The sequence below is a fragment of the Pedobacter sp. 05T44 genome (genome assembly GCF_056395985.1).
The window spans coordinates 1-12,670 of the sequence record NZ_JBFTKO010000021.1 but is presented as its reverse complement, the minus strand read 5'-3'; the positions used below and the strand labels follow the sequence as shown (position 1 = coordinate 12,670).

Here is a 12,670-nt window from a genome sequence, read left to right as displayed (position 1 = left end):
TGCAATAAAGTTAAGCATCTTCTCCTTTATATTGCAAATGAGCCTCCGGATTATAAACTTCCAGTATAAAGCCAGGATTAGCCAGGTCTTTAAATTCAAATTGGCGATATAAACCATGCGCGTCACTGGTATTCAACATTTTTCTCCTCAACCTTTTCGACCACGGTTGCTCAAAAATATGAGCCAGCATCAGCTTCGATATCCCATTTCCACGAAATTCAGGCAACACCATAAAATCTGCGAACCACCCAAAAGTATAATAATCCGTAATCACCCTGCCAAATCCAACCTGCACCCCCTCTACAAAAGCACCAACACAAAAAGAATTCGCTAACGATCGGTCTACCAGTTCATACGAAATACCTTTAGCCCAATAAGAATCCTCACTTAAGAATCGGTGTACCGTCTTTACATCCATATTCTCTTTACCTGTTTTAACAATAAATTCTAACATAATATCTGATTTTTACACAAAAGTAGCTGGCAGCACTAAATGAACACAGTTACAGTTTTTGATATTTAAACAGACACAGTTATCTTTACCTCATGAAGCGCAACTTCCTGTACACCGAATTATCAAACAACATTGCCACGCTCATTAAAAATGGAGTTTTAAAAGAGGGCGACCGCCTCCCATCTGTCAGAATGCTATGCACAGAACATGGTATCAGCATGAACACAGCAAAAAGAGTATTCCTCGAACTGGAAGCACAATCGCTCATCGAATCAAAACCCCAGTCCGGCTATTTTGTAAGTCGCCTTCCCTACAAAAAACTTCCGCTTGCGCAGGTCAGCAGCCCTTCATTAATCAACGGCAATCAGGAACCGGAAGAATTGATTCATAAAATTTACGCCAACATGGGCAATACAGACCTTACATTTTTTTCCATTGGAGCGCCCGCAGATCAGCTCCTGCCCTTAGCTAAGCTAAATAAAGAAATCATCCTCGCCACACGCTCACTTAGCCACAGTGGCACCGCATATGAACCCTTACAAGGCAACGAGAAGTTACGCCGAATGATTGCAACACGTTCCTTAACCTGGGGAGGGAATTTTGATGAAAACGACCTGGTCACCACAGCCGGCGGAATGAATGCACTATCCTTTTGCATGATGGCCTTATCAAAGCCTGGCGATACCATCGCAATGGAAAGCCCCTGTTATTCCGGCATCCTGCAGTTGGCCCGCAGTTTAGGGCTCAAAGTAATCGAACTGCCTACCCATCCTATTACAGGAATCGAAATCGATGCCTTAAAAAAAGTAGTCTCCAAAATCAACCTGTGCCTGCTGGTTCCAAACTTCAACACACCCTTAGGCAGCTGCATGCCCGATGAACATAAAAAAGAAGTCGTTGCACTTTTGGCCAAACACGGCGTTCCACTTATAGAAGACGACGTCTATGGCGATCTGTATTTTGGTGCCCAGCGCCCTAAATGCTGCAAGTCCTTTGATGCCGGGGGAACAGTACTCTGGTGCAGTTCTATTTCCAAAACCCTGGCCCCGGGCTATCGCGTGGGCTGGATCGCACCTGGCAAATACAAAGAGCAGATCCTTAAGCTCAAACTGGTTCACGCCATATCCTCAACTACCATTACACAAGAAGCAGTAGCCAACTTTCTAAAAACCGGCAGATATGAAAATCACCTACGCAAACTGCGTCAAACCTTGCAGTACAACTACCAGCAATATATAGATACCATAGCCGAATATTTCCCGGAGGGAACCAAAACCAGCCGACCGCAGGGCGGGCTTGCCTTATGGGTAGAATTTAGTAAAGAAATCAATACTACAATCCTGTTCGAAAGGGCGCTGAAACAGAACATCAGCATTTCTCCCGGCAGGATGTTTACCCTACAAAATCAGTTTGAAAACTGCATGAGGCTTTCCTTAGGCCTACCCTGGTCCGAAACCCTCAAACAAAAATTAAAATTACTTGGCAGGCTGGCAGGATCATAACTGATCAAAATACGCCGTAGTCTCCTCCAGTATAGACTGCATTAGCACCCCTGCTTTCCGGTGTTTCAATATGGGCGCTATCTGCCCGCCCCAGAACAAAATCAAATCCCATTTCTCTTGCTCTATCGCACCTTTTCTTAAGTGCGACATGAACTGCGTCTGTAGCGGAAACGGCAAAAATCCATGTTCTTTATGGATCATATCCTTTGCAAGCCTGCTGGTTATTCCCCTGCCAAGCCTTCCGGTATAAGCCCTTGATAAAGTAGTATACTTAGCATTATCCGAAAACAACATTTCTCGATGAACGGCTGTAGCATTCGACTCCTCTGTGGCCAGAAAAGCAGTGCCAATCTGGGCCGCATCAGCACCAAGCCCCAGCGCCGCAGCAACACCCCTTCCATTAGCAATACCACCCGCAGCAATAACCGGAGTTTTCACCTTTTCTTTAATCAATTGAAGCAACACAAACGTTCCAGTCACAGACGATTCAGCCGAAGCCAAAAAAGAAGGACGATGCCCGCCCGCCTCAAAACCAGAGGCAATGATCAGGTCAACCCCAGTTGCCTCCAAAGCTATAGCCTCATCCAAAATAGTAGCAGCCCCGACCGTAACAATCCCAAGCCTTCTGCACTGCTCCAAAACATCCTCGTCCAGCAAACCAAACATAAAACTAAATACAGGCGGCTTCTGATGCAAAATCACTTCCAACTGGTTTTCAAAACGCGATTTAAATGGCGCAGGCTTCTCGGGCAAAGCAATGCCTACTTCATCAAAATAAGGCTTAAACAAAGTCTGAGCCTGTTTAAACTGCTCATCAGACACAGTACCGTCCACGGCGTCTGTATCAGAAACCCATAAATTAATATTGTAAGGCTTATTCGTTGCAGCCTTAATTTGCTGGTCTACCTCAATAATTTCCTGCGGACTCAATGTATAAGCCCCATAGCCTCCTAGTCCACCAGCGTTAGACACAGTTGACACCAACGCTACAGAAGAAAGATTCCCTCCAAATGGCCCTTGTAAAATGGGATAATCAATCCCCAGTATTTTCGATGCTCTTGTTTCGTACCACATCATCTTAAAATTTATTAATCATTATACAACCGGCTCAGTGTCTCTCTCGAAACACCCAAATAAGCGGCTATCAGCTTCTTAGGGACCATATTATAAAGCTCCGGATACAGCTTTAAAAGCTCCTCATACCTATATCTTACATCATTATTCATAAAAGACAACAACCTTTTCTGAACCGCCACATAGCCCCTGTTAGTCCGCCACCTAAAAAAATGCTCTACCTTATGAATCTCATTACACAGCTTTTCCCGGTCACTGTTACTCAGGCAAAGCACTTCCGCATCGCTAATACAGTCCACATTCACGGTGGCCTTGGTATGGTTGTATAATGCGTTATAATCAGAAGCCCACCAGGTAGGCATGGCAAATTGCAGGATAAACATTTTCAAGTCATCATTGATAAAGAAAGCTTTTAAACAACCCGAAATCACGAAGTATTCACAATCTACCACATCGCCCTCCATAATAATGGCTTGTCCTTTTTTAAAACTCAGTATTTTAAAATGAGAGAAGAAATAATCAAACTGTTCATCACTAAGAACAACCGATTTATCGATATGGGCTTTTAAGATTTCTTTAGCTTCTGATGGCATATCAGCTATGTTTCATTGTACCCTTTAAAGTTAAAGATTTAAATCTATTCGCTTACGTCTGTAAACATTTTGTTAACCAGCATCCAGCGGTTATCAATCTTATGAAACGATAGTAGCTCATCGTAATTGAACTCGTACATTTTAACATGCACCTTGGCCACAGCAATCGTATTGATCACCTCTACCGATATCACCGTTCCTTTAAAAGGCTTACCAGAGTCTTTCGGACTTTGCCTGTTGGCCACCCCATCAAGGTACTCCTCAAGCTTTTTAAAATAAGGCTGCCCTTTTATATCGGCAAATAATAAAGTACCCGGATTTAAAACCTTCCGCAGCTTATCAGTATCACCTTCATAAATACCTTTAAAATAATAATCTTCCAGTGCCTGGGTTATTGCCAGTGAATCTTCTTTAGTAGTTTTCATTTTCTTTAGTTTTTAAAGGTTCTATTAATTCAGGTGATGCCCCGCAGCCATACCACCATCCACATTGATGATCGCGCCAGTTATAAAATTGCTTCTGGCAACTAAATATACCATTTGTGCAATGTCATCCACCTCACCAACACGGTTAAGCAAATGCAATCCCGCACTTTGATCAGCATCATCACCATGCATAGGTGTACGGATCACGCCCGGGGCAACGGTATTCACCCTGATGTTATGTTTACCAAATTCAGCGGCAAGCTGCAGGGTAAGCGCATGTATTCCCCCTTTAGAAGTCATTGGTGCGGTTGATGGGCCGCCACCAAGCGCATGGTTTACCAGCGGGGTACCAATATTGATCACTACACCGCCCTGCTGTTTCAACATTTGTGGAATAATCGCCTGCGTAGTAAAAAAAGTACCCTTCAGATTGGTATTTAAAAAACGGTCCAGATAAGCCTCATCCACTTCCAGAAATGGTTTGGTCTCATAAATACCGGCATTGTTTACCAGCACATCTACAGCACCAAATTTCTCAAGCGCTATTGCCAAAAGCTGATCTCCGGTACTTTTATCTTTTACATTACCAGCTACCATGGCCAGGTTATCACCACCGCCAAGCTCCTGATAAACCAGCTCCAGTTTTTCTGGGGTCGATGAATTGATCACTACACTATCGCCATTTTCTAAAAAGTGACGGGCTATTTCCTTACCGATTCCAGATGAGGCACCGGTAACTATTATAGTTTGCTTTTTCATTTCCTTATTTCTTATCGGCTGTAATACCTTTTTCCCTTAATACAGATACCTGTTCACCTGCAAAACCCCAATCATCAAGTTCTATTTCCTGAATCACCACATGAGTCAGCTGAGGGTCTTTATTCAATACGTCAGTCATCAGATTTGTAACCCCTTTAATCAGGGCTTGTTTTTGTTCGCGACTAACCCCTTCGCGGGTTAGTTCAATTTTAATGTATGGCATGGCTGTATAATTTAAGCTAACACTGGTTGTACAGCTTTAGCGGTTACATCAATGGACAATTCAAAATCATTGTAGATCAGGGTATCTCCCAAATTCTGAAAGAAATTACCAGAGCGGAACTTCATTTCGTATTTGGTACGGTCAACTAACAGCTTGGTGGTAGCGCTTAAATTGTCGCCATTTACCGCTATCGCTGCATCAAAATTAATCGGGTGCGTAATACCTTTAATGGTCAGGTCAGCTTCAACATCGTTACCCGAAACTGAAGTAATTTCCAATGTTGCTTCAGGATATTTTTCAATTGCAAAGAAATCATCAGAAGCCAGGTGCCCGGCAAATTGTGCATTCGTTCCGGGGTCAGTAACATCCAGTATTTTGATAGATGCGGTATCGATAATGAATTTACCACCCTCCAGTTTACCATTGTTCAGAATAATTTCACCTTCTTTAATACCAATGGTACCATTGTGTGCGCCGGTTACTTTTTTGCCTACCCAATCAATATTACTTTGGGCAGCTAAGATTTCAAATTTTTGAGTTTTCATAACTTTTGTTTTTAATTGTACATCAAAGTTGTGAAGGATTTGCCCAGAAGTTGTGTGACCTACATCACCATTAAAATGAAGCTTGTTTTATGTGATCCAGATCACTCTCAAAGTGACTCTGGGTTTCACCCAAATTTGTTACAATAAAACAATACAGAAAAGGTTGGCGCTTATACTATTTTTGCTAATTTAGAATGTTGCCAAATAAAAACGGGAGAATAAAATAATGACATTTTCCTGCACAATTATTACAGGCAGCTAACGTTTAGACTGATAATAATTAATGGGGAAACCCTTTTTAATAACCCAAAATCAGAATTCAATGAAAAAACTGAGGTCAAAAGTAGTAAAAGCGCTCAAAAGAGAATTTACCTTCGAATGCACAATTTCAGCAAGAATGAATCAGGTTATTTTAGATGTTAAAAACATTGATTTTGAACAGCACCTCGGACAATTAATTCAGCAAACTCAGCAAATCATTGACAAATATTTCCCTCAGAGAGAAGAACACCTTTGCCTTGTCATCAGGCAAATAGACGGGAACCATCAGAACACATTTAAGATCTGGAAGTCGGTTTATTAGGTAAAATCACTTTTACTCTTTCCTGAGCTGTTCCTGTATCCTGATAATCTGGCAACTGCTTAAAGGGAATATCGTTTTCCTTTAAGCATGTCCCCCGAATTGCTTCTTTCGAAAAAATATCCCCTAAACTAGCATAGATTTGATAAAATGATCTGAATCGTCGTAGCTCTCGTTCATTAATATTCAAAAGCTTCTTTTGGTTTAGATTGGCAGACAAGCGATGAAGCAACTTAGCTCCATATTCCAATCGATTTTCTCCCTTTTGTTCAAATTCAACGATGTAAAACCCAATAAGCCAGTTGCGTAGCGTCAAATGAATATTTACAGCTTTAACTGCAGCTTGGTTTAAGAGTGTGTGTGTACTTTCAATCTGTTGAACATGAAAATCAAAATTCATATGTAAGTGTAAAAAGTGTATAGTCAAAGCTATACTTTTTTACTCCTCAAAAGCAAATGTAATCCCGCCATTAAAACTTACTCCCATTCTATGCAGCTTAAAATACTTTTCTTTTCTGCTATTTTTTCTGCTTAGACCTTTCGTAATCTATAATCTTCTTTGTCAATATAGCCTTTCTGGCAAGTATACTCTCAACCTGTGTATCCGCAGCTTCCAACCCCTCCATCGGATCACGCACTTCAATCTTTGCAATCCATTTCGGATCCAGGTTGTCATACCGCTCATACATTTCCATGAACTCCTCAGGACTGAACCATCTTTTCACCGATGGCTCAAACACCCATAGCCTTTGCTTAAGCGCATTATTAAATATTTTTCTGATCAAATCTATTGTTCTAACCGTTTGCTCATATTTAGCTGAATATTCAAATAACGGTTTATGTTCTCGTTGAGGTCTGTTGCCCATATCAGTAAAATTGAATAGACAAATTTACTAATATTTTTAGTAATATTTCAAAATTAAATTACCAAAAAAACATTTTTTTAGCATCCACTAACCTGTACTACAGCCCATCAGCGTACTTGGCAATCGTTCTTTTATGCCTTAATTGCCTGTAAACACCATCACCCTCTCTGCTGCCCTCTACATTTGTATTCCCCTCAATGGTCTGTACAAAATCTCCTTGTAAGCATTCCACAAAACCACAATGAGCTACTCTTTTTAAGGAACGCAGAGAGAGATCTCTTGAACTCGCATAATTCTCTACTCCCCGTCATCTCGAACAACTCCCAGTCGCTCGTCATCCTGACCTCGAAGAAGCTGCGAAGCAAATTTATTTCAGGATCTCATTTGAGCAGGTTTTGAATAGCATATGCGGGATGCTGAAATAAATTCAGCATAACGAATTAGGCCATTAAACGATGTAAAAGTAGGCCACTAAAAGATGTTATTCGTAATAAACACCTCATAGTCCGTTATCTCGGCGACCGTATCAGTTTTACCCCAATTGGCCAGACAGTGTCTGGCCAATTGGGCGTCACCATATTTAGTGGTAGATTAAATTGGTTTGGCTTTTGTGTAAAGAATGTTTGTTTTTGAACTATGAGTACCATGACAATTGATATACTAAATCCGAAGGCAGCAAAATTAATTAAAGACCTTGCTGACCTAAATCTTATTTCTGTTCAAAGTCCGTCGAAAAGTGGTTTTGCTCATATTCTGAAAAAGCTGCGTTCCAAAGCTAAATCGGCACCTTCACTTGACGAAATTACCAAAGAGGTCGAGTTGGTGAGAGCAAAGCGATATGAAAAGTAAACCACAACGGGTTATCTTAGATACTAATCTTTGGATTAGTTTTTTAATTTCTAAAAACTAATCAAAACTCGACGATATTCTTTTTTCAAAGAAATGTGTTTTGGTTTTTAGTGCTGAATTATTGGAAGAATTTCTTGAAGTAACTCGCAGACCTAAATTTCGCCGTTTCTTTCCTGCTTCTGATGTTGAGGAACTCTTAGAGACCATCCAGGAATATGCCGACTTTGTTGAGGTGACCGCAAAAGTGGAAGTATGCAGAGATACAAAAGACAATTTTTTTATTATCTCTTGCTCATGATGGTAAAGCAGACATATTATTAACCGGAGATGATGATTTATTGGTTCTAGAAAAGTATAATAAAACTACAACCCTGACGATAAGCGATTTCGTAAAAAGCTAATCATCTCCCCTAGGTTAATAAAAACTTATCTTTACCCTATGAAAAGCTTTATACCATACGTTTTACAATTCGGCAATTTGACCACTCAACAAATTGACTTTATTTCAAGCAAAGCGTATGAAGTAACACTTCATAAAGACGAACATTTCTGGGAAGCAGGAAAAGTGGTAACAAAGATTGGCTTTATTACGCACGGCATTCTTCGGGTTTTCTATTATAACAATGAAGGCGAAGAACATACTCGCTACTTTATCGAAGAAAACCATTTGATTCTGGACGGCCATGACGGGGAAACAAGCTATACCCCTTCCGAATATTTACAAGCCGTTACCGACACCAAACTCGTTGTATTTTCAAAAAAGGACTGGAAAGAAATTTCCGAAACCATTGCTGGTTGGGATAGCATCATTCAAAAAATAACGGCAACATATCTGAGAAAAAAATTAGAAAGAAGAAGTCAGTTGGTCTCGCAGGATGCCGCCACACGCTACCTTGAATTTCTCGAAAAATTCCCAACCTTGGTAAATCGTATACCACTATCATATGTGGCTTCTTATCTGGGCATCACCCAATCTTCATTGAGCAGAATAAGAAAAAACATTCGCTAAATCACTTTTTGCCAAATGGCAAATGATTCCATTTTTTATTGAACCAACTTTGCTACAGTAGTTTCAAAAGCAATAAAAAATGAAAACAAGAAAATTAGGAAATAGCGGATTAGAAGTATCTGCATTAGGTTTTGGCTGTATGGGATTAAGCTTTCCCGATGCACCTGGAAAAGGCGAAGTCGTTAAATTATTACGTTCCGCATTTGAAGAAGGCATTACTTTTTTTGATACAGCCCAAGCTTATGGCGACAATGAAGAATTACTGGGTCAGGCCCTTTCTTCGTTTCGCAAGCAAGTAGTCATTGCAACAAAATTTGGCTTCAGGGAAGGTAAAACAATGTTGGGAATGGACAGTCGCCCTGAAAACATTAGAGCCGTTGCCGAAGCCTCTTTGCAGCGGTTCAAAACCGATTATATTGATCTGTTCTACCAACACAGAGTTGATCCCAATGTACCTATTGAAGAGGTTGCAGGCACAGTAAAAGACTTAATCCAGGAAGGTAAAGTAAAGCACTTCGGTTTATCCGAGGCAAATGCAGAAACAATCCGTAAAGCACACGCAGTTCAGCCTGTTACAGCATTGCAAAGCGAATATTCCATGTTTTACCGCGACCCCGAAAAAGAAATAATACCAACTTTAGAAGAATTGGGTATTGGCTTTGTACCGTTCAGTCCATTGGGCAAAGGATTTCTTACCGGCACAATAAACCCCGACACAGAATTTGATAAAACCGACGGCAGAAGCATGGCACCTCGCTTCAGCAAAGAAAACAGAGAAGCCAATCAGGCATTAGTCGATTTACTTATTTCTATTGCAAAAGACAACAACGCTACATCTGCACAAATAGCATTAGCCTGGCTCTTGGCTCAAAAACCCTGGATCGTTCCCATACCCGGCACAACAAAATTAACCCGCCTCATAGAAAATATTGGTAGCGCAAACCTTTTGCTAACTGATGACGCTCACTCCAGAATAACCGCCGCATTAGCAACAATCAAAATCTCCGGCGCCCGCTACCCCGCACAGCTACAATCAATACTAGGCAAATAATAAAACATCACCCGCCCTGGTCTGTCGTCATCCTAACCACTACACCCGTCATCTCGAACGCAGAGAGAGATCTCTTGAAGTAGCATAACCATGATATCTCTCCTGGCGTCGAGATGACGACAACTAGACTCAGCACATCGCTACCACCCCATCATCCTGAACTTGTTTTGCTTCGCAGCTCTGACGGGTCAGGATCTCTTCTGAGCAAGCTCCCCGGTAATCCCCTTTTACAAAACCAGACCTTTTTTTAAAAACATTTGCGCAACCATTTGGTTGTTCTTATATTTGCAATCAAATGGTTGCATTATCAAAATTTACAAAATGAAAAGAACAATCGCACATCTTGTTTTAACAGCTCTGATACTATCATCCTGTAACAATACAAACCGCCCGGAACAAACCAAAACTCACGGCTACTCAGAAGTCAACGGGATTAAAATGTACTACGAAATTTATGGAGACGGCAAACCCCTTGTTTTACTTCACGGTGGCGGCTCTACCATTCAAACAACATTTGGAAGAGTTATTCCGATGCTTGCTAAACACAGAAAGATTATTGCTGTTGAACTGCAGGCTCACGGAAGAACCAGTGACAGAGGTAAAGATGCAACCTTTGAACAAGACGCAGACGACGTTGCAACCCTTTTAAAGAATTTGAAAATTGACAAGGCCGACTTCTTTGGTTTCAGTAACGGAGGCACAACCACTATACAAATAGCCATTCGCCACCCTCAAATTGTAGATAAAATCGTTCTCGGCTCTGCACTTTCTAAACGAAATGGAATGCCTCCACAATTTTGGGATTTCATGAAACAAGCGAACTTAACAAATATGCCCCAGGAGCTAAAAGATGCTTATCTGGCTGTAACACCTGATCCAAAAGGCCTTCAAATAATGCACGACAGAGACGCAAAGCGCATGGTAAATTTTAAAGACATACCAGACGAACAGATCAAATCCATTAAAGCCAAAACGCTAATCATAATAGGCGATAAAGATGTTATAAAACCCGAGCACGCTATAGAAATGAGCAGACAGATTGCCGACTCAAAACTAGCCATAATACCAGGCGTACATGGTGAGTACATCGGTGAAATAACAACCCTAAAATCCAATTCCAAAGAAGAAGACTATGTTATTCCAATGATGGAAAGCTTTCTCGATAAATAAGAAATCTTTAGGTATTTTGGAGCGCTTGGGATGTGATCAATCCTCTTATGCAACCATTCTCTCTCTCATTAGGTCCTATTATACAAATACTTACACCATGAGAGGACCATTCACCATCTTATTGCTCTTCACAGTCGCAATCGCTTTCGCACAACCCGACAAGACTGCGGCTTTTATCGATGCCTATGTTAAAAAGAGCAACTTCAACGGAACAATTCTGATTGCCAAAAAATCGCATCCCGTATATAAAAAAAGTTTTGGTCTGGCCGACTTTTCCTTAAACATTCTGAATAAACCTGAAACCAGATATAAAGTCGCTTCAATCACAAAGGCTTTCACCTCCGTACTCATTTTGCAACTGGTAGAGCAGGGAAACATAGACCTAGAAAAGCCGATCATCACATATCTACCTGAATACAAAGGCGCCGGCGGAAACAAAGTAACCATAAGGCAACTACTCAACATGACATCGGGCATGCGTAATATGGATGAAAACGGGTCATCGCTCGAGGGAGTACTAAAGAACGGGCTCCCTCAATATCAGTTACCAAATACCTCCGACCAGATGCTCGAGAAATTTTGCAGTATGGAACTGGTAAAAGAACCGGGCAAAGAATTTGACTACAACAATGCTGATTTTATTATCCTGGGAAAAATCATCGAGAAGTTGAGTGGCAAAAGTTTTGAGAAAGTTTTACGGGAAAAAATACTGGTTCCACTAAGCTTAACCAATTCCGGAATGCTGACTCAGAACACAATTATAAACGGTCTGGCAAATACTTATTTCTATAGGAATGACATCAAAAAACTGGTACCAGACCTTCCCGCGTATATCGAAAACTGGTATGCTTCCGGAGCAATGTACTCCACAGTGGATGATATCCTTAAGTTTTCAAATGCTTTGTTCGGTGGAAAGCTCCTGAAACCTGAAACATTGAAACAGATGTTCAGCTCCGGCCTGGGCGAGTATGGCCTGGGTGTATGGGTCTATCTTGATTATAAGATCAACAATAAGATGTATACCATTATTAAAAGACCGGGCAGCATTATGGGTGCTCAGGCAATGCTTTTTCATATCCTGGAAGATGACTCAACAATCATCATTCTAAGCAATACCGGAACAGTCAATATGGATGATTTTGCAGCAAAACTTGCAGATAAAATTATGGAATAGCCACGTCATCATCACTACCCGATCGCTCGTCATCCCCTCCTGATCGGTCGTCATCCTGAACTTGTTTCAGGATCCCGTTTGAGCAAGTTGCCCTTAGTAAAAAATAAAAATCCCTGCAATCAAATTATCGCAAGGATTTGCCTGGTGCCAGCAACCCTAACCCGTCATCCCGGGGAACCGAGGGATCTCTTGCTCATGCAAATCACTTGCTACCGCTTCATAACCAAGAGATTTAGCTGCGCTGAAGAGCTCGGTTCTCCCATCGTCCTTTAGATTTGTTTTGATTATTTTTAGAATGAGAAGGAAGCAGAAGTAAACTATCCTTTCGTCAGAGTTTGGACTCATGTCTCGATTTAGACTTCTGCCTCCCTTTCATCAGGAACTCAAATAGAAATT

The 12,670-nt window shown here is 41.1% G+C and carries 19 protein-coding genes; 8 read left to right on the top strand and 11 right to left on the bottom strand.

The features are described 5' to 3' along the window. Positions 1-10 precede the first annotated feature (10 nt). Positions 11-454 (bottom strand): GNAT family N-acetyltransferase, encoded by a 444-nt coding sequence (locus AC1DDK_RS23040; protein ID WP_172659798.1) that lies wholly within the window; start codon positions 452-454, stop codon positions 11-13. 92 nt (positions 455-546) lie between these two features. Here AC1DDK_RS23040 and AC1DDK_RS23035 point away from each other — a divergent pair, with 92 nt between their 5' ends. Beyond that, complete coding sequence (locus AC1DDK_RS23035; RefSeq protein ID WP_337716566.1) at positions 547-1,956, top strand: aminotransferase-like domain-containing protein; 1,410 nt, start codon at positions 547-549, stop codon at positions 1,954-1,956. Here the strand turns inward: AC1DDK_RS23035 and AC1DDK_RS23030 are convergent. The 6 genes from AC1DDK_RS23030 to AC1DDK_RS23005 are packed head-to-tail and all read right to left on the bottom strand — an operon-like array spanning position 1,951 to position 5,575. Continuing rightward, complete coding sequence (locus AC1DDK_RS23030) at positions 1,951-3,033, bottom strand: NAD(P)H-dependent flavin oxidoreductase (protein ID WP_246269425.1); 1,083 nt, start codon at positions 3,031-3,033, stop codon at positions 1,951-1,953. The two genes, AC1DDK_RS23035 and AC1DDK_RS23030, sit on opposite strands and share 6 nt — an antisense overlap. Before the next feature lie 11 nt (positions 3,034-3,044). Further along, positions 3,045-3,623 (bottom strand): Crp/Fnr family transcriptional regulator, encoded by a 579-nt coding sequence (locus AC1DDK_RS23025; RefSeq protein ID WP_172659796.1) that lies wholly within the window; start codon positions 3,621-3,623, stop codon positions 3,045-3,047. Positions 3,624-3,667: 44 nt separating this feature from the next. Continuing rightward, positions 3,668-4,048, bottom strand: a complete 381-nt coding sequence (locus tag AC1DDK_RS23020) for a nuclear transport factor 2 family protein (RefSeq protein WP_172659795.1) — start codon at positions 4,046-4,048, stop codon at positions 3,668-3,670. Between the two features lie 24 nt (positions 4,049-4,072). Further along, positions 4,073-4,807, bottom strand: a complete 735-nt coding sequence (locus tag AC1DDK_RS23015) for an SDR family NAD(P)-dependent oxidoreductase (protein WP_288879000.1) — start codon at positions 4,805-4,807, stop codon at positions 4,073-4,075. Positions 4,808-4,811: 4 nt separating this feature from the next. Beyond that, positions 4,812-5,030, bottom strand: coding sequence for a tautomerase family protein (locus AC1DDK_RS23010; RefSeq protein ID WP_172659793.1), 219 nt, complete (start codon positions 5,028-5,030; stop codon positions 4,812-4,814). A gap of 11 nt (positions 5,031-5,041) precedes the next feature. Next, positions 5,042-5,575, bottom strand: a complete 534-nt coding sequence (locus AC1DDK_RS23005) for a YceI family protein (protein ID WP_172659792.1) — start codon at positions 5,573-5,575, stop codon at positions 5,042-5,044. Between the two features lie 322 nt (positions 5,576-5,897). Here AC1DDK_RS23005 and AC1DDK_RS23000 point away from each other — a divergent pair, with 322 nt between their 5' ends. Continuing rightward, positions 5,898-6,158 (top strand): hypothetical protein, encoded by a 261-nt coding sequence (locus AC1DDK_RS23000; RefSeq protein WP_172659791.1) that lies wholly within the window; start codon positions 5,898-5,900, stop codon positions 6,156-6,158. On the opposite strand, the gene AC1DDK_RS22995 is transcribed toward AC1DDK_RS23000, so the two are convergent. From AC1DDK_RS22995 to AC1DDK_RS22985, 3 genes are all read right to left on the bottom strand, one after another. Then, positions 6,133-6,555, bottom strand: a complete 423-nt coding sequence (locus tag AC1DDK_RS22995) for a DUF1016 N-terminal domain-containing protein (RefSeq protein ID WP_172659790.1) — start codon at positions 6,553-6,555, stop codon at positions 6,133-6,135. The genes AC1DDK_RS23000 and AC1DDK_RS22995 overlap by 26 nt on opposite strands. A 118-nt stretch (positions 6,556-6,673) precedes the next feature. Next, on the bottom strand, positions 6,674-7,021 hold the full coding sequence (locus tag AC1DDK_RS22990) for a hypothetical protein (RefSeq protein WP_172659789.1): 348 nt from the start codon (positions 7,019-7,021) through the stop codon (positions 6,674-6,676). 97 nt (positions 7,022-7,118) lie between these two features. Then, positions 7,119-7,253: a hypothetical protein gene (locus tag AC1DDK_RS22985; protein ID WP_337716563.1), complete on the bottom strand. Its 135-nt coding sequence runs from the start codon at positions 7,251-7,253 to the stop codon at positions 7,119-7,121. 413 nt (positions 7,254-7,666) lie between these two features. On the opposite strand from AC1DDK_RS22985, the gene AC1DDK_RS22980 reads away from it, so the two are divergent. From AC1DDK_RS22980 to AC1DDK_RS22955, 6 genes are all read left to right on the top strand, one after another. After that, complete coding sequence (locus AC1DDK_RS22980; protein ID WP_216854316.1) at positions 7,667-7,870, top strand: hypothetical protein; 204 nt, start codon at positions 7,667-7,669, stop codon at positions 7,868-7,870. Between the two features lie 76 nt (positions 7,871-7,946). Next, complete coding sequence (locus AC1DDK_RS22975; protein ID WP_430709565.1) at positions 7,947-8,168, top strand: putative toxin-antitoxin system toxin component, PIN family; 222 nt, start codon at positions 7,947-7,949, stop codon at positions 8,166-8,168. Positions 8,169-8,309: 141 nt separating this feature from the next. Beyond that, positions 8,310-8,879: a Crp/Fnr family transcriptional regulator gene (locus AC1DDK_RS22970; RefSeq protein WP_288878996.1), complete on the top strand. Its 570-nt coding sequence runs from the start codon at positions 8,310-8,312 to the stop codon at positions 8,877-8,879. A gap of 79 nt (positions 8,880-8,958) precedes the next feature. After that, positions 8,959-9,930: an aldo/keto reductase gene (locus AC1DDK_RS22965; RefSeq protein ID WP_172659786.1), complete on the top strand. Its 972-nt coding sequence runs from the start codon at positions 8,959-8,961 to the stop codon at positions 9,928-9,930. Positions 9,931-10,251: 321 nt separating this feature from the next. Next, entirely contained in the window at positions 10,252-11,100 is an 849-nt protein-coding gene (locus AC1DDK_RS22960) for an alpha/beta fold hydrolase (protein WP_288878995.1), read from the top strand. A gap of 97 nt (positions 11,101-11,197) precedes the next feature. Next, a complete protein-coding gene (locus AC1DDK_RS22955; protein ID WP_172659784.1) occupies positions 11,198-12,274 on the top strand; it encodes a serine hydrolase domain-containing protein in 1,077 nt (358 codons plus the stop codon). Between the two features lie 156 nt (positions 12,275-12,430). Here AC1DDK_RS22955 and AC1DDK_RS22950 read toward each other — a convergent pair whose 3' ends face one another. Continuing rightward, on the bottom strand, positions 12,431-12,619 hold the full coding sequence (locus tag AC1DDK_RS22950) for a hypothetical protein (RefSeq protein WP_337716561.1): 189 nt from the start codon (positions 12,617-12,619) through the stop codon (positions 12,431-12,433). Between the last annotated feature and the right edge of the window lie 51 nt (positions 12,620-12,670).

What these genes read in the sequence shown, in the direction of transcription:
- AC1DDK_RS23040 (WP_172659798.1), bottom strand. Translation starts at nt 454, where the DNA reads ATGTTAGAATTTATTGTTAAAACAGGTAAAGAGAATATGGATGTAAAG.
- AC1DDK_RS23035 (WP_337716566.1), top strand. Translation starts at nt 547, where the DNA reads ATGAAGCGCAACTTCCTGTACACCGAATTATCAAACAACATTGCCACG.
- AC1DDK_RS23030 (WP_246269425.1), bottom strand. Translation starts at nt 3,033, where the DNA reads ATGATGTGGTACGAAACAAGAGCATCGAAAATACTGGGGATTGATTAT.
- AC1DDK_RS23025 (WP_172659796.1), bottom strand. Translation starts at nt 3,623, where the DNA reads ATGCCATCAGAAGCTAAAGAAATCTTAAAAGCCCATATCGATAAATCG.
- AC1DDK_RS23020 (WP_172659795.1), bottom strand. Translation starts at nt 4,048, where the DNA reads ATGAAAACTACTAAAGAAGATTCACTGGCAATAACCCAGGCACTGGAA.
- AC1DDK_RS23015 (WP_288879000.1), bottom strand. Translation starts at nt 4,807, where the DNA reads ATGAAAAAGCAAACTATAATAGTTACCGGTGCCTCATCTGGAATCGGT.
- AC1DDK_RS23010 (WP_172659793.1), bottom strand. Translation starts at nt 5,030, where the DNA reads ATGCCATACATTAAAATTGAACTAACCCGCGAAGGGGTTAGTCGCGAA.
- AC1DDK_RS23005 (WP_172659792.1), bottom strand. Translation starts at nt 5,575, where the DNA reads ATGAAAACTCAAAAATTTGAAATCTTAGCTGCCCAAAGTAATATTGAT.
- AC1DDK_RS23000 (WP_172659791.1), top strand. Translation starts at nt 5,898, where the DNA reads ATGAAAAAACTGAGGTCAAAAGTAGTAAAAGCGCTCAAAAGAGAATTT.
- AC1DDK_RS22995 (WP_172659790.1), bottom strand. Translation starts at nt 6,555, where the DNA reads ATGAATTTTGATTTTCATGTTCAACAGATTGAAAGTACACACACACTC.
- AC1DDK_RS22990 (WP_172659789.1), bottom strand. Translation starts at nt 7,021, where the DNA reads ATGGGCAACAGACCTCAACGAGAACATAAACCGTTATTTGAATATTCA.
- AC1DDK_RS22980 (WP_216854316.1), top strand. Translation starts at nt 7,667, where the DNA reads ATGACAATTGATATACTAAATCCGAAGGCAGCAAAATTAATTAAAGAC.
- AC1DDK_RS22970 (WP_288878996.1), top strand. Translation starts at nt 8,310, where the DNA reads ATGAAAAGCTTTATACCATACGTTTTACAATTCGGCAATTTGACCACT.
- AC1DDK_RS22965 (WP_172659786.1), top strand. Translation starts at nt 8,959, where the DNA reads ATGAAAACAAGAAAATTAGGAAATAGCGGATTAGAAGTATCTGCATTA.
- AC1DDK_RS22960 (WP_288878995.1), top strand. Translation starts at nt 10,252, where the DNA reads ATGAAAAGAACAATCGCACATCTTGTTTTAACAGCTCTGATACTATCA.
- AC1DDK_RS22955 (WP_172659784.1), top strand. Translation starts at nt 11,198, where the DNA reads ATGAGAGGACCATTCACCATCTTATTGCTCTTCACAGTCGCAATCGCT.
- AC1DDK_RS22950 (WP_337716561.1), bottom strand. Translation starts at nt 12,619, where the DNA reads ATGAGTCCAAACTCTGACGAAAGGATAGTTTACTTCTGCTTCCTTCTC.